Here is a 26,602-nt window from a genome sequence, read left to right on the forward strand (position 1 = left end):
CCGTGTGCAACTTACAACGGGGCGACAAGTCCATCAAACTGGGTTAATTTTGCCCCTCGCTTGTGATTAAGAAAGCATCCAATTGTATGCGCCAAGGTTTTTCGTCCGATTCTGCTGGTCAGGTGCCAGAGGTCGCGAGCCCTGACTTTTTGAATATGAAAGCGCTCTGTCAGTTGCCCAATCACCGTTTCAACCAATCTGCGGGTAGATACGAGCCACTTGCTAAAATCTGAGCCGCGTGGGTCTGTCATATTGGAGCGCAGAGGCGTTTGCAGGGTAACATTCGTATGTTGTCGGATTTGTTCCTGAAAATCTTGGCCTATCAATCCCTTATCAGCAATAATCATGCCCTGTACGTTGTCGAGATTATCCCAGACGGACTCTCGTTCATCAATGTTTGCCTGTGTGACGGTTATGGCGGTAATGACGCCTTGTGAGTCAATCAACAGATTGCCCTTGAACCCATAATAGCGCTCATTTTTTGAGGCGCAGTAGCCATAAGCGGCGGCCTCTGAGAACAACCGGGAAAAGTTAGCGCGCCTGAAGTGACAAATTGGCAAAGGAAATCCGTCAGACATATGGAGTGAGTCATTGAAGGTACCCAGTTTCCCGGCCAGCAATTTTTGAATGCTTTGCTTAACGGCCCACAACTTGGCTGATTGCCTGGCGAAGCTCGTCCTGTCTCCAAGCCCGGGAAACCAATTCTGCCAGTGTCGCTTGAAATATGACCAAATTGCCTTATCGGTATCAAGCCCGAGAAACTCGCCAACCAGCTCTATCGTGATCACCTCGGGATCGGAGAGCCTGGGTGCAAAGCCTCGGGTTCTCAACTTTGTGATAACGGCCTTTTTGTAAAGGGAATCTATCAAACAAAAAGTACTAATGATAAAATCCTCAACCGGCACAGCATACTCCTTGTAGTCCTGGATCGTCGGAAAATCAAGAACTTACAAAATTATGCTGTGCCTTTCAAGCATCCACTCTCTTATCCATTAAAAGTTGCACACGGCGTTAAATATACTCATGGATTATCCAGTCCCGTGACATCAGATTTTTTGACGGTTCACCCCTTTACAAAACGAACCTCGAGGTTTTTACGCAGCCAAAAAAACAGTCAGACAAGCTGGTCAGAGAGTCCGCGAGGCACCCTGAATGTCGGTAGGCTCCTTGCCAATAAACCCTGTTTTGTAAACCCCCACCCAGAGCAGACAGAAAAAAAGCAAAGCATTCTCTTTCATGACTGGTCAGCGCGTGGCTGGGATATCAACAGAAGCATTCAGGCCAGGCGGCTGGCCGATGAACTTTTGCAGGCGGGGTATCCGCTGTATGTTTTTGACGCAGGTGAGCTGGTTAAGGCTGAGAGCGGAAAAGCGCTTGTCAGTTTACTAAAAAAAAACCATGAACCGTGCCCTGAGGATGAGCTGGTTCTGGCCGCTGGCAAGAAAAAAATCTCGCGGAGCATGCTGCACATTATTGACTATCACCAGTTGAATGTCCTCATTGATGGCTCTGACCCCAGGGGGAAAGTGCTTGAAACTGGAGACTGGTGGCACAATCTCAATGCGCAAGAGCGCAAAACGTTATTGCCCTTATTAATTAAGGCGAAGCCATCCTTTGATTCCATTAACTGCCGAACATTCCCCGATGACATCACCATGGCGAAAGAGCTTGGGGAAAAACTGCATATTTCCAATATGACCTGGCATTTTCGCGAGGTTAATCTCTCGCCGGGCGACCTTGATATGCTGGTTCGTAACGGGAAGTTGACCCGGCGTAACGTAGACCTTGAGGGCAAAGATTTTGCAAACATCAAATCCTTGACTTTTCATCATTGTGATGAAGAGGAGCTGAGCCTCTCTGAGGGCTTTCCCCACTTGCAGGAAACATTTACTTCACTCAAATACCTTGGGCTTGAACGGGCAAAAAATACAGCTTGCCTGCGTTCGATGCGACTCCCGTCTCAATGCGAAACACTGAATCTCAGCAATTCGGACATTGATAACGAAACCCTTGAAACGTTGTTGCGAAACTCACCAAACCTCAAACATCTTGGGCTCGAGAGCTGTAAATCGCTTGACTGGGGTGCACTGGATTATGAGGTGTTTGCGAAGATGGAGTCACTCTCCATCGGCCCCAAGGTAAACTTTGCCAGATTGGGGGGCTCAGCAAAGCAATTGAAAACGCTTAATTTAACCATATATTCTATAAGAAACACTGACTCCAGCATCCGCTTGAACAGCATTGAAACCCTGAGCCTTGCCGGTTTAATAAACGCTAAGGAATTAGCCGTTTTGCTTGAGGGTGCAGAAAAACTTTCCTCGCTTGAGCTTGAAATGCTGACAATCGAGGAAGGGCTGAATCCGACACTTTCCTTGCCTGCGCTTAAGGAGCTTAGACTGTCCCGCAGCAGCATCACCAGCCAGAACCTCTCAGCCTTATTGCATGATGCCCCGCGACTAAAAACACTTTTCCTTCATGACTGCAAATACATTTCAGGTGCGATTACCTGCAACGGCCTTCATGCGCTTGAGGAGCTTGATGTTTCAAGAAGCGGCATCAACAGCCAGAGCCTCTCTGCCTTATTGCATCAGGCTCCGCGACTAAAAACGCTTGACCTGTTAGGCTGCCGCTTCATTTCCGAGGAGATAGCCTGCGACAGCCTTTATGCGCTTGAAGCGCTTGATGTTTCATACAGCAGCATCAACAACCAGAGTCTCTCTGCCTTGTTGTATGTTGCTCCACGGCTAAAAACGCTTACCCTTCGTCATTGCTCATACATTTCCGGCAAGATTAGCTCTATTAGCCGTCATGCGCTTGAGGCGCTTGACGCTTCAGACAGCACCATCACCAGCGAGAGCCTCTCTGCCTTGATACATGATGCCCCGCGGCTAAAAATACTTAACCTGCGTAATTGCAGACGCCTTCTTGAGAAGATTACCTGCAACAGCCTTTATGCGCTTGAAATGCTTGACGCTTCAGACAGCACCATCACCAGCGAGAGCCTCTCTGCATTATTGCGCGATGCCCTGCGATTAAAAACGCTTAATCTTTCAGGCTGCAGAAACATTTCCGGGGAGATTGCCTGCAACAGCCTTCATGCACTTGAAACGCTTGACGCTACAAACAGCAGCATCAACAGCCAGAGCCTCTCCGCTCTGTTGCGTGATGCCTCGCGACTAAAAACGCTTAAGCTTTTTTTCTGCGAAAACATTTCCGACGAGATTACCTGCAAGGGCCTTCCTGCGCTTGAAGAGCTTATTGTTGGAGGCAGCACCATCACCAGCGAGAGCCTCTCTGCCCTGTTGCGTAATGCCCCGCGACTAAAAACGCTAAAATTATATAATTGCGGAAACATTTCCGGTGCGGTTATCTGCAAGAGCCGTCATGCGCTTGAAGCGCTTGACGTTGCAGCCAGCGCCATCAACAGCCAGAGCCTCTCTGCCTTGTTGCGCGATACCCCGCGACTAAAAACGCTTAACCTCAATTTCTGCAAAAACATTTCCGACACGATTACCTGCGGCCGCCTTCATGTGCTTGAAGAGCTTTATGTTTCAGGCAGCAGCATCACCAGCCAGAGCCTTATAAATATCCTTAAACAGGCGCCGAGTCTTAAAAGACTTACGCTTAATAACTGCCCTCAGTTTGCCAAAGAGAGGCTGCCCCTTGAGCTTCAGGTGCTTTTGCAGAACACGGCGGTTTCACATTCAGAGGCATCAGACTTTTTTAGTGTGCATTCACAGCATTCTCCGCAGAACCTGCCATCATCCTCATCCCGAGAGCCGATAACACCCTCCCGGTCTGATGCACATATTACACCCACAGAAAACCCCGTGCACAACCCAGAGGCACATCTTGCGTCTTTTGTGCTGACAAAGAGCGAACCCTTCCGCTACCGCGGCATAAATACCTCGAAAAATCAGGGGATGGTGATTGAAAAACTCTCGCAGTTTTTGACCCTGAGCCAATCAAAACTGCACCTCATTCCCCGCATGAAAAAAGGCATCTGCAATGGCCTTGCTCATCTATTCGCATCCATGCAGACAGCGGAATGGGGGGCTTTTCTGAATGCCATTCAGGCATGGAACGGCCAGCAGGAAACCCTGACCGACACTTTGCGTGAGTGCTTTAACCGCCTGCTGAGCGCGGTTGAAAATCATCAGCTGATTCTAAATGACCCTCAATTTTTTGCCGGTGACGCATTGAGTGCTGTTTTGTCAACGATGAGAATGAATGAGCACAGGATACTCACGACCCCCTGGCATGCGATTGCCATTCGTAAAACCGATGAGAACACCTGGTTTTTCTATGACCCTAATTATATCGATGGCGGCCAAAACATTACCGGGCTTGAAAAGCTTGTGGCAGAGATTCATAAAAGCAACGGTCGCCTCATCAGCATTTTGAGTCACCCGGAGGTATCGCCGGTTATTGATAACCCCGAGCGCTTTCTTGCAGAAGGCGGCCTGCTCTCCCTGTGCGCCTGTGCAAACCGGCATGACATGCTGCAAGGCCTGCCTGATGCACACGCATTCAGCGGGGAGGCGCTTAATGGCCTCCTGATGCGAACGACCGGCGGTCTGCCCGCCTGGCAGATGGGGCAGCAGCACTCCGACCCGCGCGTCAGGGCATTCACCCAACGACTTATAGAACGATTTCAAGCGCTGCATGGCAGTGAGGCCAATGAAATACTTCAAGGAAGCGTGCCTGAAAGTGAGCCTGACACACTGCCAGACAGTCGCCTGCCGGCTCAAAAAGAGCAGACCATTAATGCCGACACATCGGCAAAAAACACCACGCGGAGCGCACAAAAGATTTTTTATCCGCTCATTCCCGGGGTCGTCGAGCCAGGTGTCAGCAGCTATCGCCTGAATGTTTTTGATGAACTGCGCCTGGGCGGGAAGACCTGCCTGATTGAACAGGCTTTTTCCCTGATTAACAACAGCGTTCAGGAAGACTTTCAACCAACCGACTTCCGTCGCCTGCAAAAACCGCCCGCCCGTCGTTCAACCTTTGGCCTCATGCCCGCCTTTCTTGGCATACAGGAGTTAACGCTTGATGCCTCCTGGCAGCCGCTCGCGTCATTGTTCCCGAATGAAAAACTTATAGAGGTCCATACAGAACCTGTTGATGCAGATATCCATATTGCCTACTCTGAGGAAGATAACCGCTACTACATCAAAAGCGGCACTCAGACACAAACCATACGCATACACTTTGTGCTGCAACCGGCAGAACCACGTCATTTGCCGGTCTTGCCACCAGCCATTGCAGCCCTCTTTGAAGAAATTAAGACTTATGGCTCTGGCGAGCTCGAAAACACCGGCGATAACTGGAGTGGCAAGGATTATCTGGATGCCATCCGCCGCCAGAAAAAAGGCGCCTGCCGTCACCGGGCGGTCGCCTTTAAGGCCGCCATGACGGAATACGACCCAGGCATCCCTGTTCGCATTATCACGAATGACGTCCACGCTTTTGCGGAAGTGTGCATTGAAGGCTGCTGGCTGAAAATGGATTTGGGCGGTTATCCCGCGAATTTGCGCATAGAGGAGCCACGGCCTCCCGAGGCTGAGCCTGCCACATCACCAGAAGCCCAGGAAACTGTCATTGAGGCGCATCTTGATGCCAACGGGCACGAAGTCTCTGATAAACCGCCCGTGCCTCAATCTTCTGTCTATGAAGCCATGCTGGCCACCTGGGAAACAAACGCCCCGCAGGAAAGCGGGCTCAGGGAATACTGCCAGCAGAAAGTGCGCTTTGACGCTCCTGAAAAATGCCTGATTGAACTGCCCTCGGGCGAGGCGCTTACAGGCCTACAACATCAGCTACAGGCCCATTGCAGGCACATCAGCCGCCCGGTTTTTTACATCCACTCGCCAGACGATTTGATGTGCCAGGCGCCTTTTGTGCGCTTCAAGGATTCTGACAGTTTGGCGGGCGAGTCCTGCAGGGGCCCGGGAGGTGCGTTGTATGACTTTCTGCAAAAGTCATACGAAACGGATAATCCACCAATCCTGATGGTTAACTACAGTAATTTTGCGGCCGATGACATCGTGCGCTTTAATGCGCTCCTTGATAATGAGCGCTTTGCGGATGGCGTTGCGGTTCCGAAAGCTGCCAAAATTATCGGCCTTGTCAACACCCAAAAACCAGACCGCTACACGGGTTCGGATTTTTATTCGCGCTTTGGCGGGAATGTGGAAACCTGCCCTGTGGATGCAGGACATCTTGCAGCGGCCATAGTCACGCCTTTCGCTGAAGAAGCGGATGCCAGCGCCGATGCCGTCCTCATCAACCTCTATCAGGCTGTCGACTGGAAAGAGCGTCTGCTTGGCCGCTGGACGCTGCAGGGCAATGACCTGTGCTTTGAAGAAGGCTCCCTGACTCAGGCCTTGTCATCGGGCAAGCCCATTACCCTGGAAAACGCACCACTGGATGACCCGGATTTCCAGCACTTCTGGCAGCAGGCACGTGTGCAGGGGCACATCAACCATGCCCGAGGGGCGTTGCCCTTCCCGGAAACAACCCTCATCGCACTCCAGCAGGGCTATGACTGGCAGGCGCTTCTTCGGGGTGTAAGTTTCGATACGGTTTTTGCAAAGGATGGTGTCGTCTGCAATCCGCAAAAACTGCCGGAACTGTTTCGCCGCTATGAATGCCGTGATGAGAGTCTCTACACCCTGCCGGGATTGCTCGAAGAACACGCGGACAAGGTGCTGCATCTGAATGTCACCCGCGCTTTAACAGAGGACGCATGGGCTGAATGCCTGTCTGCCGCCCAAAAACACCAGGTCCGACTGCATCTGCATTTTCCGTCTGCATCCATGATGCCGGCTTTCTTGCCCTCAGCGGTGGCGGCTTCCTCATCCTCATCGTCATCGTCCAGTAGTCAGACAGACGACGCGGCATTCAGGCCATGGCAGCCTGATGCCAAACGCGCCACAGCCGTTGTCATAAGCACCGACCCCGATGCCACCATTGCCGATGTCGCCCAAAAAGAGCCCGGACAATGGCGGGTGCTGGATATTTCCGAATGCAATCCAGGCGATTTGCTGGCTTCGCTGAAGGGCAGGTTTGACAACGATTCCGGGCATTTTGTCTTTTCAGAAAAAGCCAGTGCCTTAAAAAAGGTGTTTGATGAAGGTCAGTCAGTGCTGCTAACAGGTGTATTTTCGCCGGAACTGGCCGATGAGCTTGCCGATGTCATCTATGCGCGCCGCGGTCAGAGTACCACAGGGCGGCTCATGCTGGTTGCCAGTCATCCAGAAACCTTCGCGTTTACCGAGCAATCAGCACACGAAGTAACCGCTGCCGAAAAACAGGCACTCCTCGAACTGCAGGACGAAGAGCTGAGCGCCATCGGCGGAGCAGGGGCTCTGGAAACCCTTTCATTCGCACAACTTAAGGCCAGGCGCGACTTTATCCGCGCTCATCCCGGCCAAAACCCTCAAAAAGCATGGGAAGGCATGGAAACCCTGCCCGGCAAGGTGGAGCTTGCGCCATTTAACGCCGAAAACAGCCTGGAGGAAGCCAGAAGGTTTCATGCAGGGCGGCTTGATGCGGTCGAAGGGGTATTGTCCTCGTCACCCTTTGTGTTCTTAACCGGCCTCACCGGCGTTGGCAAAACCACCTTTGTCCGCGAGCATCTCGCCAAAAAACATTCGGTACATCTGGGTGAAGAAGCGCTGCAGGACTGGATAACGGACAAGAGTGATGCGCTTAAAATCCTTTTTATTGACGAAGCAAACCTCGAGCTGCGTCAGTGGAGTCAATTTGAAGGCCTGTTTCATCAGCCGCCCACGCTGCTTGTGAATGGGGAGCTGGTGACGCTTACTGATACGCACCGTGTCGTCTTTGCCGGCAATCCGGTGAGCTATGGCGATGACCGAAGCCTCGCTTCCCTTTTTGCGCGTCACGGCAAGGCGCTCGTTTTTGACCCCCTGCCGCTCGCCTGCATTTATGAAGACATTTTAAAACCTGTTTTTCCAGGAGACATGCCTGAAGCAGAAATCTTGACCCTCTGTCAGCCCATACTCGATGTTTATCAGTATGTCTGCGAGCGCTCAACCGATGAAGTGCTTATCACCCCGCGCGAGCTGCAAATGATGGCGCTGCTTCTGACGCATGCCCGTCAATCACCATCGATTGAACGGGCGCGTGAGCTCGCGTACACCATTGCAGGCCATGCCCTGCCGCCTGAGCACAAACAGGCTTTTGAGCAGCGATTCCCCAAAGAACCCGCCATTGGGGGGTATGCCGTGCTCGCCGGGAACTTCATCCTGACGCCATCCCGCCAGCCTTTGGCTGAACGCATGGCGAGTCTGCTGGCGCTTCGCCATACCCGCCTCACAAAAGACGGTCTGAACGATGCGCAAAAATATGGCGGCCTCGGCGGCATCCTTTTCGAAGGCGAGCCCGGTGTGGGCAAGAGTGATTTCGTGAAAAACTTTCTGCGCACCCATGACTATCAGCACGCAGATGTAAAAGCTGACGCATTTCCTGTCGGTAATTTCTACTATGAAATACCCGTCAGCATGGGGCTTGAAGAAAAAACCCGCGCCCTGATGAAAGCCTTTCATGCCGGTGCGGTTGTTATTATCGATGAAATCAACAGCTCCCCCATGATGGAAAAGCTCCTTAATGGCCTGCTCATGGGTACAGGTCCCAACGGAGAGCGCCCCGACAATCCGGGCTTTATGGTCATCGGCACGCAAAACCCCGTCACCATGGCCGGGCGCCAGGCGCAAAGCAGCGCACTGGCACGCCGCATGCTGACCCTTACTACCCCTGAATACCCCAAAGAGGAATTACAGGCGATTTTGCAGGCCGCAACCGGTATTGACCATTCCGACGCTACAGAGACGGTAACGGCTTTTACAAAGCAATCCGCCTTCGCAAAAAAACACCACCTGAAGCCCGTTCCCTGCTTTCGCGACTTGCTGAACCTCGCCCAAAACAGGGCGTGCACCCTCAATCTCACCCCCCAAAACAACCCATGGCATGCGCCCGCGGCTTCGTCTGTGCCTCCAGACGAAGATGAGGCTCTCACGGTTGGAGCGAATGAAGCATCGCCAGACGGTGAACCCCTGTACCAAAGCCCCGAGCGTGAGCCCGTGCGCAACAGCATCGTGGAAGATCATGTTGCCGAGGCCGCCCGGGAGCTCGTCCAGCGACATTACCGGCCTTCCGCATGGAATGAATGGCGCCAGGGAAGTAACTGGCTCGGCGTCTCGGCAGATGGCCTGGGGCAAGAGCCATACACGAGTGGCTGTGAAGGTCTTCGTGACGTTGCATTAAAACGAAAAATTCTTGAAATGGTTACTGAAGCGCTTTTGCGTGCCGAGAACAGAGAAGGGTACAACAAGGTGCTGGACACGCTGGAGAGTTCCGGCGCCCTCGGCATACTCAGGACAGGGCAGGGCTTTTACTCTCGCATGTTTAATGCACAGACCAGCCCCATGGCGGCACTGGAGGCTATCAAAGCGGAGGTTTCGAAGGATAAGCCATGGCATAATAGCCATACTTCTGATTATGATCCCGACATGAAACCTTCGACTTGAACTCTCAGAATTTGCTGCTGAATCATCACCCCCGAAGTGACACTTCGGCATCGGGAGAAGTGCCGCTTAGATACAATTATGATTTTGCCATTCGCACAAGATGCGCCAAATATGGCTTTTCGGTGAACGTGGTGAATGGTTACCTTTGAATTTCCTGCATATCTCGTTTAGAGTACCCGCACTTTTCACCACCAATGCAATTGATTGACAGGATGCATGCTAAAGGAGCACACACTGGATGTTGACCCCCGAAGCACTTTTAAAAACCCTTTTCACAGAGGAGGTGGCGGCCGCCGGTATAAAATCTTCCGAGGTGTTTGAAGGGGGTGTCGAACACCTGCTGCGCGCCTCTTTTCCCAGCAAGGCGGCCGCTCAGGAAGCGGTCTTTCAGGTGCTTGCCGGCGCCTCTGGCGGATTTGGACAAAATGCAGTGCAGGCAATATTGCGCCATTATCCCGACTTTTTGGGGACGCTCTTAAAAATCGTGGCGTTTCTCGAGGTGCAACAGCAAGAAAACCTTGCCTGTGCGACCAATCACAAGGGCCTCAACCTTCTCGGACTTGCAGGCTATTTTGCCAGCCGTCATTTATTGCCCAAAGGCGTTTTAGTGCCATTTTTACTGACATTAGCGCCTGTGGCGCGTGCCAGTCTGTTGCAGCCACTGATTCTGCAAACTGGTCTGTGCGTGACTCGATTGCTGATTAATACCTGTCCCGCCGCTCTGATAGATGTGCTTTCACTGATGCACGACCTTGCCCCGGACACCCTGTTCGAAATTATCGGACGCCTTGATGCGCGTGATCAGTCCATGGTAACGATGATGGCGCAGCTTGCCCCCGATGCTTTTGGCAGGCTCCTCGACCTTGTGAAACCGCTCGATGTAGACAAACAGTGCGCGCTCTTCCTGCCACTCTTTCAAAACCTGGCTGTTTTCAATGCGCTTGTAAGCGGTAATGCCCTTGAAAGAGTCGTCAGTGCCATCAGCGATTGCATGGGTGAGCGCATGCAATCGCTGCTTGACGAGGAAGTGTATGCGGGCGTTACGGTTCAGCAGTGTATCACCTCATCCTGCTCGCCATCCGTTGCCAGAAGGGGCGGCATGTTTTTTGCTACACTCAGGGTAGAGGCATTATCGGGGAGTAGCCATGAAAACGCTGATTCTGCACCCCACCGACACCAGTCAGTGGCACGCGCTGGTCAATGAGGCGCAGGCTGCAACGCGTCTTTTACTCGAAGAAGATACTGAAAGTTACCTCGTGTTTCTCCTGATGCGCTACACCGGCGCACCCCACATGCTGGAATCGGTTCTGGCGCTTGATGTGCTCGAATCCATGAAGGCACTGCGTCAGCGAAAGTCCCTTCTCATGCGCGATGTGGGCGATAAAAGCCTGCTTTTTTGTGGTCTTTTTCCGGGGATTGCCAGACGGCGTAATGTCGGGCTCACCTATTATGCCGATATCGGGCAGGCGGCTTACCAGCATGCCGGTGAAATGGAAGGGCGTGAGAGCGGGGCGCTATACCTCTCTCTCAGTTCGCAGTTTAACGTGCTGCGCCAGATTCTTCAGGCCATGCGCATGGAATATCTGCCCGGCATGCTGCTTGATGCGCGCATGCCAGGAGAGGGCGGGGAAGTCGTGCAGTGAGCGTTAAGACGTGAATACCATCGCGACATCAATGCTGTCGAGGCGGTATTCGCGGTTGCAAAATTCACAGCACATGCTGATATCGCCGCGCTCTTTCAGGAGGGCATTGGCTTCCTCCTGCCCAAGGATGCGTAAAGCCTGCTGCATTTTCTCGCGTGAACAGCGGCAGCGAAACTGCACGTCCCGCGCTTCAAAAAGGCGCACATCCGTCTCGTGGTATAACCGGTGTAAAAGCTGGATATTATCAAGCTGTAAAAGTTCTTCATCCTTAACGGTATCGCCTAAAACCACGGCATATTCCCAAAAGTGTTCGCGCGCACTGGAGTCGCCTCCTGGCAGCATCTGCAGCAGCATGCCGGCAGCCCGGTCTTTGCCCACCGCCAGCCAGACTTTCGTGGGAATTTGTTCAGACTGCGCGAAATACTGCATGAGATTCTCCGCCATGGACGCAGAATTGAGGGGCACCATGCTCTGATAGGTTTCTGTCTGCTGATGCTGGTTGATGGCGAGGATTAGCGTGCCACTTTGAAAAGCCCGGGAGTAATCGGCATCAGATGCCTCTTTATCAAAGCGGGCGTGGGCGCGCAGGTGTAACTGGTGGTCGCACTGAACCAGAAGCTGTGGCAGGGCGGCATCCCCCTTAAACTGCAGAATAAGATCGCCCTCAAACTTGATGCTGCTCGCAAGCAGCAGGCAGGAGAGCATTGCCTCGGCCAGCAGCTCGCGTACTTTAGGCGGGTAATCGCGCTGCTCAATGACCGTCATGAAGGTGTCCTGCAGACGCACAATGGCACCGCGAACCGGTGCGTGCTCAAACACAAAGGTCTGAAGGTTGTCCATGCCAAATCCTCAAAACTTGGAGTATACCATTGCGCGAATATTCGGCGCACGGGATAATTCGTGCTTTTGACGTAGTGAGTGGTGCATGTTAAACCCCCAGCAAATGGCCGCGGTACGCTATATTGATGGTCCCCTGCTGGTGCTGGCGGGAGCCGGCAGTGGCAAGACGCGTGTGATTACGCAGAAAATCGCCTGGCTGCTTCAAGAGTGCGGGTACCGTGCCAACAGCGTTTTTGCCGTGACGTTTACCAACAAGGCCGCCAATTCCATGCGTGAGCGCGTGGCGGCTGTTCTGCCGACTCCCCTGCGCCGTGGCCTTAAGGTGTCTACGTTTCATACGCTTGGCCTGAGTCTTTTGCGCCGGGATGCGGAACGCTGTGGCCTGAGCCGTGGCTTTTCCATTTTTGACAGTGAAGACTGCCTCCAGATTTTGCGGGCGTTTCTGCCGCAGGGGCGCGCGAATGACCGCGAATTTCTGCGCGGGCTGCAGCAGCAGATTTCCCGCTGGAAAAACGCCCTCCTGATGCCGGAGGATGTGTTCGCGCAACCGCACCCGGGCCTTGAAGACGCAGCTGCCTGTTATGTCCGCTACAACAGTACGCTGCGCGCCTATAATGCCGTGGATTTTGACGACCTCATACAGCTCCCGGTTAAGATGCTGCAGGAATGTCCAGATGTGCTGCTTACATGGCAGGAGCGCGTGCGCCATCTCCTGATTGATGAGTACCAGGACTCCAACATGAGCCAGTATGCGTTCATGAAGCTCCTCGTCGGGGTTCGCGGTCAGTTTACCGTGGTGGGGGATGATGATCAGTCCATTTATGCGTTTCGAGGCGCGCAGCCTGAGAACCTGCTGCAACTGTCCAAAGACTTCAACAACCTCAGAGTTATCAAGCTTGAACAGAATTACCGTTCTACCGGGCGCATTCTGCACACGGCCAATCACCTGATTGCCAATAATCCGCACCTCTATGAAAAAAAACTCTGGAGTACCCTTGGTGAAGGGGAGCTGTTGCGGGTAGTCAGTTGCCGCGATGAAGTGGATGAGGCCGACCAGGTGGTTGCGGATTTAATCAGCCATAAACTGCGCCATGGCAGTCAATTTGGCGATTATGCCATACTGTATCGCGGCAACCACCAGGCGCGGGTGTTCGAGACCGTACTGCGCCAGCAGGGCATTCCTTACACGCTGAGCGGCGGGCAGTCGTTTTTTGCCAAACCGGAAATCAAGGATGTCTTCGCCTATCTCAGGCTCCTTGGGAATCCGACCGATGACGCGGCTTTTGTGCGCGCCATAACTGCACCGAATCGCGGGATTGGCGAGACAAGCCTTGAGGCGCTTGGGCATTATGCGCGTGCGCAGGGAAAGGGGCTTTATGGCAGCTGTGACCACCTGGCGCTTGAGTCACTGCTTCAGGAAAGGCCGCGCGTGAAACTGCGGGAGTTTCGCGCATGGCTCTCAGGCTTTTCATCCGATCTCACGTCCGAAAATGGCCCTGCCCGCCTGCAGCAGCTGGTAGAGGAGAGCGGGTATGAGGCCTGGCTTTATGAGCAGTCCGACACGCCCGTGCGCGCTAAAAAACGCATGGACAATGTCTGGGAACTGCTCGCCATGGTGGAGCGGGTGTGGAAGCGCGACCCCTCGCGCACGCTGCAGGATGTCGTGAATGCTCTGATTCTTGTCGATGTGCTCGATAAAGCGGAAGATGGCGCGCGGGATACGGTGCAGCTCATGACGCTGCATGCCTCAAAGGGGCTGGAGTTTCCTTTTGTGTATCTTGTGGGCATGGAAGAGGAGCTGCTGCCGCATCGGGTCAGCATGGACGCGGATTTAATCGAAGAAGAGCGGCGTCTGGCCTATGTCGGGATAACGCGCGCCCAGAAAGCGCTTTGCATGACGCTTGCCAAACGCCGCCGCCGTGCAGGCGAGCTGCAGGACTGCATCCCCAGCCGCTTTCTGGAGGAACTGCCACAGGAGCATCTGGAGTGGTTTGGGCACACCGGCAGCGAGCGCTCGCCGGAGGCCAAAATGGCAACCGCCCGCAGCCACCTGGATGCGCTGCGAACGCTGCTCGGTTAAGCCGATTGCGGCATCAACACCTTGGCCGGGAGCGCTTCAACAAACCCCCGAGTGGCAGTTGGACGGCTGGAAGCAAAAAACCGGTGAGCGTTGATGCTTTCATCCTGAAACGTGCTGCGCACTGCACTATCAATACTGTCTGCATCGAGAGCATTTTTCACGCTTTGCTGTAACGCAGTCAAGGCCTCGCGTTTCTCTGCGGCCGTCTTAGAACCCACAACGGCATTGAGATGGCGCACTTTAAACTGTTCAATGCGAAAATCCACCTGCGTTTGCTGCCAGGCATGCGAGAGCCCGGGTTCACAGGCAATGGCGGGTATGGAGTCCGCGTTAACGGCTGCCGTGGCATTCTCCGGATTCCTTAACTGGTGCCACCAGTCAGACAGCGCTTCTTTCCAGGCGCTGAGCGGCGTGCTGCCCCAGTGACGTTCAAAGGCGTCAACAGCATCATCCATGCCGCCAAAGGCTCGGTCCCACACTGCGGCCAGAACATACACAGGCAGCATCGCCCACTTCAGCATGCGTGAGGGAAGGTCGCCCTCATGGGAGTGACCAGGCTTTGACCGTAACCAGGCCGGCAGCGGATGGCGTTGCATTTTTTGAGCGTGAGCATGCTCATGGCCATGGTCGTGGTCGTGGTGGTCGTGGTGGTCGTGGTGGTCGTGGTGGTCGTGGTGGTCGTGGCCGTGCGCACAGTCATGTGCACTGAAAAACATATGTAACTCAGGCGCTTCACCGATGACGTTAAAGGTCCCTGAAATCACCATTGGAACACCGGGCGTGCGCGCATCGCCAAGCCCCATGCTCAGCATGTGTACGATAAAGCTTGCAAGGCGCGAGGGCAGGCCGCTTATCAAGAGGAGTGCGCGTGCAGGATTCAAACGCTGTCCCCATGACTCCTGCTCCCAGGTCTTTTTCAAGAGTTCCCAGTTCTCTCCCGTGGTTTTAACGATAAACGCCCACATCCACTGTAGCGGATTGCCTTTTTCGGGCATGGCGTCTTCAAGCATGCCGAGCGTTTCACTGGTGTTTTCAAGATTGAAAAAGAGTGCGCCAAGGCCCGTAAAAAGGCCGATGACAATGGTTGGGATATGGCGCATGGCGCTAAAGAGTGGTGTAGCTGTTTTGGCGACCGTCCACCAGGTGCCGGCGGTGAACACCGTGAGAGTCACGGCCAGTGCCGTCAGTAAAAGCGCACTGAGCACGAGAATGCCACTTTTCCAGGAGGGTTTTTGAAACGCTTCAACCACCTTTTTATACCAGCGCTGCACGGTTTTATTGTTAATCATGTCGGTGACGTTGTTATACGTCAGCAGGCCATAGGCGATGCCGGCAAAGACGCTCATCGGGATAATCAGCGCCGGCAGCAGCGGGCCCGATATACCGGCAAGAAACGGCAGAATACTGAAGGCTTCCATCAGGAGCCATGTGGTGCCAAGCCCGGTGAAACCGGCAACAAGGATGCAAAAAGCCACGGTGGCGTAATACATTTTCCGACGACGCTCGAGCAACGTCTGCCATTTTTCCTGTTTGTTGTCTTGAAGAAATGCCTGCATGTACTGGCGATAACGTACGAAAGCAGAGTCTTCTTCCTCATCTTCATCAGCAGGGTGGTTTCGTGCTGTAAAGACCTGTTTTGCAAACCAGTATTCCATGTCGCGCAGTGTGCGCTTGATAAAGGCTTTGCGAGTCTTGTCGGCGCTGTTGAGCGGCTGGTGCGCAAAGGCTTCAAGGCTTTTGAGCGCACGTCCATAATCACGGAAAAACAGAGGGGCTTCCTTGCTGTCGGGCGTATCACTCTCATCAAAAAGTGCGTGTTGCTTTTGATACAGGCGCGCCAGAAACTGCTTGCCAAGATAGCGCTCGAGATAGTCTTTTTGAAAGAGTTTTTTAAAACCGTTTCGCAGATTCTGGGAAAAGATTTCACCCTCATAGACCACGGCCCAGATAAAACTCACCACCGCAAGCGGCAGGAGCGGAAGCAGCGAGTACATGCTGCCAAAGCTCATGAAACCGATAATCAGGGATGCGCCGGCAACAAGACTATAGCGCAGCAGGGTGGAGGGCAGTTTTTTTGCTTTCATTGTATTTTTTAAGGACAGTATGAAAGCGATTACTCTACCCCAAATGAAAATGATTATCAATAAGGTTTTCATTCTGCCAAGGGATAAATCATGATTTTATTCAAAATTAATCACCTATCCTCTAAAAATCTTTTGCTCGCAGGGCTGATAAGCTTAGGCAGGGGTGCACGATAAAACACCTGACAGGCGGCGATATCCGATGCCGGGCTTCGCGGCGCTCAATTAATCCGATAAGTGTTTGTTTTATCTATAAAATGCAGTAGCCTGCGCTGATAAGCGCGGGACAGGATGCACGAAAAAAACATCCGGCCTTTGGGGATACCTGATGCCGGGCTTCGCTTCGCTCAACCCAGCCTACAAAACCATTTAAATACAATAACTTAATTTTGCACTGTAGCCTGCGCTGATAAGCGCGGGACAGGATGCACGAAAAAAATATCCGGCCTTTGGGGATACCCGATGCCGGACTTCGCTTCGCTCAACCCAGCCTACAAAACCATTTAAATACAATAACTTAATTTTGCACTGTAGCCTGCGCTGATAAGCGCGGGACAGGATGCGCGAAAAAAGCATCCGGCCTTTGGGGATACCCGATGCCGGGCTTCGCTTCGCTCAACCCAGCCTACAAAACCATTTAAATACAATAACTTAATTTTGCACTGTAGCCTGCGCTGATAAGCGCGGGACAGGATGCGCGAAAAAAGCATCCGGCCTTTGGGGATACCCGATGCCGGGCTTCGCTTCGCTCAACCCAGCCTACAAAACCATTTAAATACAATAACTTAATTTTGCACTGTAGCCTGCGCTGATAAGCGCGGGACAGGATGCGCGAAAAAAGCATCCGGCCTTTGGGGATACCCGATGCCGGGCTTCGCTTCGCTCAACCCAGCCTACAAAACCGTTTAAATACAATAACTTAATTTTGCACTGTAGCCTGCGCTGATAAGCGCGGGACAGGATGCGCGAAAAAAATATCCGGCCTTTGGGGATATCCGATGCGGCGCTCAGCCCAGCCTTTAGAAATACAAGGTATTTTACGCATTACGCCTCGGTGGCGTTCCCTTTTCAACCCGCGCAAAGAGCGCGAGAAAGCTCGGATAGCGATGGCTGAGCGCGCGGTTTTGCGCGATTGCCTCAAGAATGGCGCATCCTGGGGCATCTTCATGGTTGCAGTTTCTAAAGCGACAGCTATTAAGCTTAAACTCAGGGAAAGTACCGGCAAGTGCTGGAAAGTTCAGGTGTGTCAGACTGAATTCGCGCACGCCCGGCGAATCCACCAGCGCCCCACCATGCGGCAGGTGAAAATACCGTGAGTGGCTCGTTGTATGCCGCCCAAGCCCGGTGCGCTCCGATATCTCGCCGGTTTCGAGTGCCGGTCGGTGTGGCAGCAGGCGCGTGATGAGGGACGACTTGCCAACGCCTGACTGGCCGACAAACACACTGATTTCATCCTTCAGCACCGCTTCAAGTGGCGTGAGGGGTAAATCACGTGAAAGGGTCAGTGTTTTAAATCCCAGTGCCTGATAATGTGCGAGCATGTGGCGTGCGTCTTCACAGGGAAGGTCGACTTTGTTCAGCACCAGACACACGGAAAGTCCCTGCATGCAGGCCAGTGCCATGTAGCTGTCTACGAGTGCCCAGGACGGCAGAGGCATGGGGGCGATGACGACAAGGAGCTGCGTGAGGTTCGCCGCAACCGGTTTAACCGTGTTATGCAGACCCGCGCGCTCGAGCACACTGCTTCGCGGAAATTGAGATACCACTACGCCCTGACCCGGCGCGCGCGCTTCCCAAAGCACGCGATCGCCCGCCACCAGTGGCGGCAGGTTTGGGCGAAGGGCGCAGTGCACAAGGACGCCGTCTTCATCTTCCACCTCGGCGTGCTTGCCGAAACGCACGAGCACGCGCCCGGGCCGCGCTTCGCCCTCGCTGTGATAACTCTGCTGGACACTCGCAATGCGCGTGGACTGTTGTTTGTTGATGCGCCGCTTGCTCATCGAAAAATGGTCACCATGGTGTTTTTGGCGCGGCAGTTGACAGCCGACAGCCCTCACCGTAACGTTGTCATACTGGCAAGTATGAAGGCAAAAAGCACAGAATGAAAGTGTTTCTGGTAGGGGGCGCCGTGCGCGATGCCCTGTTGGGGCTCACGGTGAAAGAGCGCGACTGGGTGGTGGTGGGTGCACGCCCTGAAGATTTGACGCGTTTGGGATATCGTCAGGTAGGGCGGGATTTCCCGGTGTTTTTACACCCCGAAACGCAGGAAGAATATGCGCTTGCGCGCCGGGAGCGCAAAGTGGGGCATGGTTATCACGGATTTCAGTGTGAATTTGGCACCGAAGTTACACTCGATGAAGACCTTGTGCGCCGTGACCTGACCATCAACGCCATGGCGCGCGATGATAAAGGCCGTCTGATTGACCCTTCTGGCGGGCGGGAAGACCTTGAACGGCGACTGCTGCGGCATGTATCCCCGGCTTTTGTCGAAGACCCGGTGCGGGTGCTGAGGCTTGCGCGTTTTGCTGCGCGCTTCGCGCCGCTTGGGTTTACGCTCGCACCAGAGACGCGCAGCCTCGTGCTTGCGATGGTCAAAAACGGCGAGCTTGATTATCTGGTGCCTGAACGTGTCTGGCAGGAGTGCCAGAAAGCGTTGACAGAAGCCGCGCCTGAGGTGTTTTTTGAAACGCTGCGCGCCTGTGGTGCGCTGGCGGTGCTCTTTCCAGAGCTTCACGCACTCTTTGGTGTGCCCTCACCACCGCGCTGGCATCCTGAAATTGATACGGGCGTTCATACTCTGCAGGTTTTACAGACGGCCGCGCGCCTAAGCGACAGCCCCCTCGTGCGATTTGCAGCACTCCTGCACGACCTTGGCAAGGCCGAAACCAGGCCCGCACGCTGGCCGCATCATTACGGTCACGAAGAAGCGGGCGTGCAGCGGATAGAATCCTTGTGTGAGAGGTTGCGCATTCCGAACGATTACCGTACATTGGCGGTCCTTGTGGCGCGCTTTCATGGCACGTTTCACCGCCTTTTTGAACTGCGCCCGGAGACTATTGCCCGTCTGCTGCTGCAAACGGATGCCTATCGCCGCCCAGAGCGCTTTAAAGCGTTTCTGACCGCCTGTACCGCCGATGCTTTGAGAGCAGAAGCGTCGACAAGTCCCGTGGCCAGCGCCTGGGAAGCCGTGTGGCAGGCCGCACGTTCAGCGCGTGCCGACAGACGTGGATTAACCGGGGATGCTATTGGCGAGGCAGTAGCGCGTGCGCGCCTTTTAGCCATTACAGAATGCCTGAAACAGTGGAAAAATGATGAAAAACAACACGAATCTGATTTGGATTGATTTAGAGATGACGGGGCTTGAGCCTGATACCTGTCGCATTATCGAAATTGCCACACTGGTCACTGACTCGAACCTCAATATCCTTGCCGAGGGGCCGGTACTCGCCGTGCATCAGCCGGAAGAGGCGCTCCTTGCCATGGATGCCTGGAACACCCGCCAGCACAACCAGTCGGGACTCGTGGCGCGGGTGCGGGAAAGTACCGTTACCGAAGCGGAGGCAGAGGCTGCCACCATCGACTTTCTGCGCCAGTATCTTGATGCCGGAAAATCGCCAATGTGCGGCAACAGTATCTGTCAGGACAGGCGTTTTCTCTACCGCTACATGCCAAAGCTCGCGGAATTTTTCCACTACCGAAACCTCGATGTCAGCACGCTTAAAGAGCTTGCCAAACGCTGGAAGCCTTCCATTCTCTCCGGTGTGACCAAAGAGTCGCGCCATCTGGCCATGGCTGACATTTATGACTCCATCGCCGAACTCGCATGGTATCGCACCCATTTTATTAATCTGGAGGACACCCGCAATGCTTCAGCGTGAGACGCTTGTCCTTCCAAACGGAGCCGATAAACTGCTCCTGCACTCCTGCTGTGCGCCCTGTTCTGGAGAGGTGATGGAAGCGCTGCTCTATTCCAATATTAATTTTTCCATCTTTTTCTATAACCCGAATATTCATCCCGAACAGGAATACCGCCTGCGTAAAGACGAAAATATTGCCTTTGCCGAAAAGCACAAAATCCCCTTTATTGATGCCGATTACGACAAAGACAACTGGTTTGAGCGCGTCAAAGGTCTTGAGTGGGAGCCGGAGCGCGGTAAACGCTGCACGGCGTGCTTTGACATGCGCTTTGAACGTACGGCGCTTTACGCGCATGAGCACGGGTTTCCGGTTATCAGCAGCTCCCTTGGCATCTCCCGCTGGAAAGACATGAACCAGATTAACGACTGTGGCCTGCGGGCGGCCGCACGTTATCCCGGGATGGAGTACTGGACCTGGAACTGGCGCAAAAATGGCGGAGCTGCCAGAATGTATGAAATCGCCAAACGCGAAAACTTCTACAAGCAGGAGTATTGTGGCTGCGTGTATTCGCTGCGCGACACCAATGCGTGGCGGCGTAAAAATGAACGAGAGCGCATTCGCATAGGCGTGGAATTCTATGAAGCACCAGCCTGCACAAGCTGCACGTTAAACAGAAAGGACACACAATGAGCGAGCACAGTCATCACCATGGTCATACGCATGCACACGCGCCGGATACCTTTAACCGCGCGTTTCTGATAGCGGTCGTTGCGAACGGGCTTTTTGTGGTGGCGCAGATTCTCTTCTCATGGATTGCCAACTCCACGAGCCTGCTCGCCGATGCGGTGCATAATCTTGGAGATGTGCTGGGGCTGGTGCTCGCCTGGATTGCCAATGGCCTGCAAAAACGCCGCCCGACATCCGCCACGACCTATGGCATGAAAAAATCCTCGATTCTCGCGGCCCTTGCCAATGGCACCTTGTTGATTTTCAGCTGCGGTATCATCGCAACGGAAGCAGTCTATCAGCTCTTTGCGCCCGAAGAGGTCAAGGCCGTATCGGTGATGGTGGTCGCCGGGATTGGGATTGTCGTTAACGGCGCGACAGCGCTTCTCTTTATGCGCGGTTCGCACGACTTGAACATTCGCTCAGCCTTTTTACACCTTGTGTATGACGCGCTGATTTCTGCAGGCGTTGTTGTGGCGGCAGGCATTCTCTATGTAACCGGCTGGCTCTGGATTGACCCTGTGGTTGGTCTTTTGATTGCAGCCATTGTGCTAAAAGGCACCTGGTCACTTTTTTCCGACAGTTTTCGCCTGATTATCGATGGCGTGCCGCGCCAGATTTCTTTATATGCGGTGCGTGAAATGCTGCTTGCCGAGCCTGGGGTAAAGGATGTGCATGATTTACATATCTGGGCGATGAGCACGCTTGAAAATGCGCTCTCCGTACACCTCTGGATGCCGGATGCGCCCTTAAGCGATGAGGCGCGCCTGCAGCTTGCAAAGCGCCTGCGCGAAACCCACCGCATCCATCACGCGACCATTCAGGTAGAGCGTACGGAGCTTCATTGTGAAGATGCATGTCAACACTGAGCCACGTGACTCAGTCGGCTGACGGCTTTTCTTTGAGGACGTTCTCCAACCCCTGCCGGTAGGCTGCGCACGCCTGCCGGTCTTCTCCGAATTGTTCAAGCAGCTGCCCCAGGGTGGCGCAGGCTTCTGGTGTGGGTGAAATACTGATGCTTTTTTCTACGGCATGTCGCGCCTTTCCCCAGAGTTGCAGGGAGGCGGCCTGTTGCGCGATGCACAAAAGAAGCGGTGCGGAATTGGGATATTTGCTCAGCAGGGACTCTGAAAACGCCAGTGCCTGTGGCGTTTTGATGCAGGAAAATACCTCAAGAAGCGCCGAGTCTGCGGATTTCTGCAGGGCTTTTTGCAGCGTGCGAAAGCAGGCGTCTTCGCTGCTGAGCTGCAGCATGGCACGGGCCCAGGGAGCCAGAAAGCGCGGGTCGTTTGCGAGAGACTTTGGCAGGCTTTTTAAAAGCTGCAAAAGTCCATTGGCGTTTTTTTCCATTAGAAGGCGCTTTATCCCTGCAAGCCTTGTCTTTAACGTAATTTCCTGCAGACGGCCTGCATCCACTGTTTTATTGCGCTGCAGCTCTGGCAGGAGCGCTTCAAGATGCGTCCAGTCGCCAAGGGCTGCATAGAGTTCCATGAGCAGTTTCTGAACGTATGGATGTTTTGGCGCGATGTCCTGAAGGTGGCGCAGCGTTGCCAGTGCCTGTTCCCACTGGTTATTCGCAAGCTGCAGCTGTGCCTGAGTCAGCTCAACAGCAATCGTGGCTTCCGGCATGGACGCTTCTGCGCGGCGCAGGTAATCATCCCTGAGCGGGGATTCGCCGAGCTCCTGTGCTGCGCGGGCGGCGGTCAGATAATTGAGCAGGGGCGTGTCGGTGTTATCGGCCGCGCTGATTAACGCATCCCGCGCCTCTCGCCAGTAACCCTCACTGAAGGCGATGAGTCCGCGACGGGTTTTTGCCTTGGCGCGACGCAGGCGAAATCGAGCATGCCAGCGCTGAAAGCGCCGAGGCAGGCTGAACAGCGCATGCAGGATGCGTGAAAACAAAGAGAGCAGCAGCAAAAAAAGGCACAACAGACCCGCTGCAACCAGTACGGTGGTTTCAATGCTGTAGCCGCCGATGGCAATGTAAACAAGGCCCGCATCATGCCCAAGCAGCGCGCCGGCAAGTACCGCGGCAGTAAAAAGGCCAAACGCCCATAAAAATCGTGTCATGATGTGGGGCTCCCAGCTTCATCCGCCGGTGTCCCGGCAGGTACCTGAAGCATGTCGTTTAGCATCTGGAGTGCCCGCATCGGGGCGGGAGCGGAAGCCGTGAGGGGCGTGTTTTTAAGTGCCTCAAGCGATTCTGAGACAGCTTTCGTGGCAGGAGCGTCAGTATCAAAATGCCGCCTGATGCTGTCCATCGCCTGGTTAAGCGCAAATTGCCATATGGCTTGATTGGAGCGAAGCAGTGCCCACTGCGCTTCCTCGAGATTAAGGCGTACACTTTCCCGAATAACAGCCTCCTGAAGAGGGGTCGGAAGGGGAGCGAGGCCATCCGTCTGCTGGCGGACAACGACCAGCTTTTCTAGAAGCCCGACACTTTCCTGCAAACGTGTGCGCCAGGTGCGCGATTCTGGTTGCTGGTTCTCTGCCGCTGTAACGTTTGTTTCTTTAGCGATAAGCCGGTCATCGAGCGGCAGGGTGACAAGCGCCTCGCGTGCGGCATCAAGCTGACTCAGCAGGCCCGTGGTATCGATGGCGGGAGTGGCTTTGATGGCAAGTATTTCGGCGGCAATGGCCTTGCGCACCTTGCTGACGTCCGGTGAGGTGATGAGAGCGAGCAGTGCGTCCGCCTGTTGCAGGAGGGCAATGGTAGTCTCTGGCGTGTTGCTCCAGGTGGCATTCATGCGCGCCAGCTCAAGAAAATAGCGGGCCTTGGGCAGCATCCACGTATTGGCGTCAATGTCTTTTTGCTGAAGGCTTTCGCGTACTTCGCGCGCCAGGGTGTTGAACTGCGCGCCAAGCGCCTCGCGGTTGGCAGCATCGGTCGTTGTGAGCGTTTGCAGGCGGGTTTGCAGGCGGGTTTGTTCTTCGCGCAGGAGGCTGTTATCGGCAGTCAGTCCAAGCATCTCCGTGTGCAGCGCGTCATGCTGTTGCCAGAGAAGAAACGCCCCGCCCGCTACCAGCCCGAGTAACAGCAGACTGACGCCAGAGGGTCGGCGCCTGTGGCCTTCAGTGGCTTTCACCTCTGAGGGCGCCCCCGTCGTTTCCAGGGTTTTGGAAGTCGCTTTTTCCCCATTTTCATTCTGCATGGCCCATTCCTTGATGATAGTTAACCAGCGCCTGCAACAGTGCATCGGCCGGTGCGCTGAACACGTTTTGCACGCCCCGCGCACGCGCCTCATGCGCGACACGTTCTCCCGCAGTCAGCCAGGGCGTGGCGCACAGCCAGGAAAGCGCCTCTTTGCCAAAGAGGGTAAAAAGGTTATGCAGGGCTTCCGTACTTGTGCAAAGTATAATATCGACAGCGCATTCCTGCCAGATTTTGGCCGTTTCGCCGTTATCCGCCTGCGGAAGTTCGCGCCGGTACACGGCTGCCTCATGAAGATGAGCGCCACGTGCTTTAAGGGTATCGGCGAGCAGGCGACGCCCGCCCTCACCGCGAAAAAGCACTATACGCTGTCCGCTGATTGCCTGAAGCTCTGGGAGTTCGAGGACATGTTCGCTGTCCGGTATGTCCGGGCAAATCACGTTCTTGACGCCGGCATCAAGGAGTGCGTGCCTTGTGGCGCTGCCGATGGCAATAACTTCTGGAAGCGGCCAGTTATGGCGCTTCAGTGCATCCATGGCCCATAAAACGGCATTGGCACTGGTGAAAAGGGCGATTTGCACCTCGTGCGCCGGTGGCAGGGTGTCCAGCCACTCGAGCGGGGTCGGAAGAATGGAGAGTGCCGGGAACTCAACGGACACACCGCCTCTTGCCACAATGGCGTCAGTCAGGGCGCGCGCGCGGTCTTTGGGGCGGGTATTCAGCACGCGAAGCCCCTTTAAAGACGCCTTCATGATGGCAAAAGCCGTGTGACGCCTCGGGCGTGTAAATCAGCCACCACGGCATCAGCAAGGGCATCAGCCTCTTTTCCGACAGCATGGGCTTCCAGCATTTCTCCGCCATTGGCGGCAAGGACGCGTACACGAAGCGTGAGCAGATCCTTGTCGGTGGTGTGGCAGTATATGCCCATCGGGGTGCGACAGCTGCCGCCAAGGGCGGCATTCACCCGGCGTTCAACCTCGATGCAGCGCGCCGTTTGTGCATCAAAAAGTGGGGACAAGAGCGCGTGTACTGCCGCGTCATCGGCACGCAGTTCAAATCCAAGCACGCCCTGGCCGCAGGCAGGCAGCAGTACATCTGGTGAAAATACTTCCGTAATATGTGCCTCAAGTCCCAGTCGTTCAAGACCGGCGCAGGCAAGTACGATGGCGTCAAACGCACCACTTTCAAGTTTTGCAAGCCTCGTCTGCAAGTTGCCGCGCAGGCATTCGATGTGCAAATCAGGACGCACGCGCAAAAGCTGTGACTGGCGCCTGAGGCTCGCGGTACCCACCCGCGCTCCCACTGGCAGAGCCGCTAGCGTTCGGTATTTTGGGCTTATGAGGGCATCCAGCGGATTAGCGCGCTCAGACACCCCGCCAAGCATCAGTCCATCTGGCAGATGCGCCGGCATGTCTTTCATGGAATGCACCGCCACATCGGCGCGCCCGTCCAGCAGCGCTTCTTCAAGCTCCTTGACAAAAAGCCCCTTACCGCCAACAGCGACCAGCGTATCCTGGAGGAATTTATCACCCTGCGTGCGCATCGGCAGCAGATTGACGGAGAGCTTTGGATGGCACGCAAGCAGGCGCGCGCGCGCGTGCTCCGCCTGCCACAGCGCGAGCGGACTTTGTCGGGTGGCGATTGTCAGTGTCGTTTTGGGCATGAGTCTGATGGTAACGAAGTGATGGGCGGCATCATATCACTGATGCCGCTCCTGCTGCATCCCCTGCGCGGTATTCACTGAACAGGCAGGCGTGCCGCCCTTGACGACCTGCTCAGGATGTAATAGCGTCTTATCTTCGGTTGGGGTGCTCATGATGACACACCCTCAAAGCCGCTAATCCATGCGCCAAATATGGCTTTTCGGTGAACGTGGTGAATGGTTACAAAATAATTAAGGACGATTATGCCATTGCGTATACAAAAACACGTGCTTGCCGCCAGTCTCCTGCTGCCGCTCGCCGCTTTTGCGGGCACAATGGGGCAGGATGCGCGTACCAAATCCTGGTCGGTGCCGCTTCAGGGAGGATTTTTCGGAGCGTCTCAGGGAAAATCGCAGCAGATAAACATTGATGGGCTTGTTGGTAACCGTTATACCGTAGAGGATAACGGCCAGATGAGCGGGCTTGCCGGGGTTGGCCTCTATTTTGACGCCTGGTCGCGCGAGCGCATGCACTTTTCTTATGGCGTGAACCTTTTTTATCTTGGGGAAACGCATGTTCGTGGAAACATTATTCAGGAAGGTGTGTTCACGAATCTCAGCTATCGCTACAGCATTGAAAATCTGCCGCTTTATGCGGCTGCCAAAGCCATTATCGACATGGATAATCCGCGGTATGCCGTGACCATGGATGCCGGAGTGGGGCCGAATTTTATGCGCCTTTCAGACTATCGTGAGACGCCGCTTATTGCGTCAGTAACGCCCGATAACGCCTTTGGTCGCGCGAACACCACCACGTTCAGCGCGATGGCAGGAGTCGGTCTTCGCATGAATAACCTCATTGGCGCGCTTCCGGTTGAATGCGGATATCGCTTCTTCTACCTTGGCAAGGGCAATCTGCATCGGGTCAATGAGCAGTACCTCGATACGCTGAGTACCGGTAACACGTATGCCAATGCGCTCGTGTGCTCGGTGACCGTGTAACCGTTATTCTTAACGCGAAAGG

17 protein-coding genes are annotated in these 26,602 nt (G+C 54.5%); 9 read left to right on the forward strand and 8 right to left on the reverse strand.

The window, feature by feature from the left end; all coding sequences use genetic code 11:
• Positions 1–11 precede the first annotated feature (11 nt).
• On the reverse strand, positions 12–905 hold the full coding sequence (locus E4T54_RS06860) for an IS982 family transposase (RefSeq protein ID WP_058387092.1): 894 nt from the start codon (positions 903–905) through the stop codon (positions 12–14).
• 135 nt (positions 906–1,040) lie between these two features.
• Between E4T54_RS06860 and E4T54_RS06865 the strand changes: the two genes are divergently transcribed.
• The 3 genes from E4T54_RS06865 to E4T54_RS06875 all read left to right on the forward strand — a co-directional run bounded on the left by E4T54_RS06865 (position 1,041) and on the right by E4T54_RS06875 (position 11,200).
• Entirely contained in the window at positions 1,041–9,557 is an 8,517-nt protein-coding gene (locus tag E4T54_RS06865; RefSeq protein ID WP_115152863.1) for an AAA family ATPase, read from the forward strand.
• A gap of 238 nt (positions 9,558–9,795) precedes the next feature.
• The gene (locus tag E4T54_RS06870) at positions 9,796–10,761 is read left to right on the forward strand and encodes a hypothetical protein (protein ID WP_028387330.1); all 966 of its coding nucleotides are present in this window, start codon (positions 9,796–9,798) and stop codon (positions 10,759–10,761) included.
• Positions 10,703–11,200, forward strand: coding sequence for a hypothetical protein (locus E4T54_RS06875; RefSeq protein ID WP_028387329.1), 498 nt, complete (start codon positions 10,703–10,705; stop codon positions 11,198–11,200). The genes E4T54_RS06870 and E4T54_RS06875 overlap by 59 nt, the downstream gene beginning before the upstream one ends.
• Before the next feature lie 3 nt (positions 11,201–11,203).
• On the opposite strand, the gene hslO is transcribed toward E4T54_RS06875, so the two are convergent.
• Positions 11,204–12,040 carry an Hsp33 family molecular chaperone HslO gene (gene hslO / locus E4T54_RS06880; RefSeq protein ID WP_028387328.1) on the reverse strand — a complete coding sequence of 279 codons (837 nt, stop codon included), beginning with the start codon at positions 12,038–12,040 and terminating at the stop codon, positions 11,204–11,206.
• Positions 12,041–12,125: 85 nt separating this feature from the next.
• Between hslO and E4T54_RS06885 the strand changes: the two genes are divergently transcribed.
• Entirely contained in the window at positions 12,126–14,120 is a 1,995-nt protein-coding gene (locus E4T54_RS06885; protein WP_028387327.1) for a UvrD-helicase domain-containing protein, read from the forward strand.
• Here the strand turns inward: E4T54_RS06885 and E4T54_RS06890 are convergent.
• Together E4T54_RS06890 and rsgA are read right to left on the reverse strand one after the other, a co-directional pair.
• Positions 14,117–16,204 carry a hypothetical protein gene (locus E4T54_RS06890; protein WP_028387326.1) on the reverse strand — a complete coding sequence of 696 codons (2,088 nt, stop codon included), beginning with the start codon at positions 16,202–16,204 and terminating at the stop codon, positions 14,117–14,119. The genes E4T54_RS06885 and E4T54_RS06890 overlap by 4 nt on opposite strands.
• Before the next feature lie 1,034 nt (positions 16,205–17,238).
• A complete protein-coding gene (gene rsgA, locus E4T54_RS06895) occupies positions 17,239–18,201 on the reverse strand; it encodes a ribosome small subunit-dependent GTPase A (protein ID WP_028387325.1) in 963 nt (320 codons plus the stop codon).
• A gap of 101 nt (positions 18,202–18,302) precedes the next feature.
• On the opposite strand from rsgA, the gene E4T54_RS06900 reads away from it, so the two are divergent.
• The 4 genes from E4T54_RS06900 to E4T54_RS06915 are packed head-to-tail and all read left to right on the forward strand — an operon-like array spanning position 18,303 to position 21,654.
• Positions 18,303–19,544, forward strand: a complete 1,242-nt coding sequence (locus E4T54_RS06900; protein WP_028387324.1) for a multifunctional CCA addition/repair protein — start codon at positions 18,303–18,305, stop codon at positions 19,542–19,544.
• Complete coding sequence (orn, locus tag E4T54_RS06905) at positions 19,513–20,079, forward strand: oligoribonuclease (RefSeq protein WP_028387323.1); 567 nt, start codon at positions 19,513–19,515, stop codon at positions 20,077–20,079. Before E4T54_RS06900 ends, orn begins: the two co-directional genes overlap by 32 nt.
• Positions 20,066–20,749 carry an epoxyqueuosine reductase QueH gene (locus E4T54_RS06910; protein ID WP_028387322.1) on the forward strand — a complete coding sequence of 228 codons (684 nt, stop codon included), beginning with the start codon at positions 20,066–20,068 and terminating at the stop codon, positions 20,747–20,749. The genes orn and E4T54_RS06910 overlap by 14 nt, the downstream gene beginning before the upstream one ends.
• Positions 20,746–21,654: a cation diffusion facilitator family transporter gene (locus E4T54_RS06915; protein WP_028387321.1), complete on the forward strand. Its 909-nt coding sequence runs from the start codon at positions 20,746–20,748 to the stop codon at positions 21,652–21,654. Before E4T54_RS06910 ends, E4T54_RS06915 begins: the two co-directional genes overlap by 4 nt.
• Before the next feature lie 10 nt (positions 21,655–21,664).
• On the opposite strand, the gene E4T54_RS06920 is transcribed toward E4T54_RS06915, so the two are convergent.
• From E4T54_RS06920 to hemC, 4 genes are read right to left on the reverse strand one after another with little or no spacing between them, the layout of a single operon-like run.
• Positions 21,665–22,855: a heme biosynthesis HemY N-terminal domain-containing protein gene (locus tag E4T54_RS06920; protein ID WP_028387320.1), complete on the reverse strand. Its 1,191-nt coding sequence runs from the start codon at positions 22,853–22,855 to the stop codon at positions 21,665–21,667.
• Positions 22,852–23,937: a uroporphyrinogen-III C-methyltransferase gene (locus tag E4T54_RS06925; RefSeq protein WP_051551055.1), complete on the reverse strand. Its 1,086-nt coding sequence runs from the start codon at positions 23,935–23,937 to the stop codon at positions 22,852–22,854. The genes E4T54_RS06920 and E4T54_RS06925 overlap by 4 nt, the downstream gene beginning before the upstream one ends.
• Positions 23,927–24,688, reverse strand: a complete 762-nt coding sequence (locus E4T54_RS06930; protein WP_028387319.1) for a uroporphyrinogen-III synthase — start codon at positions 24,686–24,688, stop codon at positions 23,927–23,929. Before E4T54_RS06930 ends, E4T54_RS06925 begins: the two co-directional genes overlap by 11 nt.
• Complete coding sequence (gene hemC / locus E4T54_RS06935) at positions 24,685–25,599, reverse strand: hydroxymethylbilane synthase (protein ID WP_028387318.1); 915 nt, start codon at positions 25,597–25,599, stop codon at positions 24,685–24,687. The genes E4T54_RS06930 and hemC overlap by 4 nt, the downstream gene beginning before the upstream one ends.
• Positions 25,600–25,842: 243 nt before the next feature.
• Here hemC and E4T54_RS06940 point away from each other — a divergent pair, with 243 nt between their 5' ends.
• Entirely contained in the window at positions 25,843–26,580 is a 738-nt protein-coding gene (locus E4T54_RS06940) for a hypothetical protein (protein WP_028387317.1), read from the forward strand.
• Positions 26,581–26,602 lie beyond the last annotated feature (22 nt).

Origin of the sequence: Legionella geestiana (assembly GCF_004571195.1) — a bacterium.
Classification (GTDB): Bacteria; Pseudomonadota; Gammaproteobacteria; order Legionellales; family Legionellaceae; genus Legionella_B; species Legionella_B geestiana.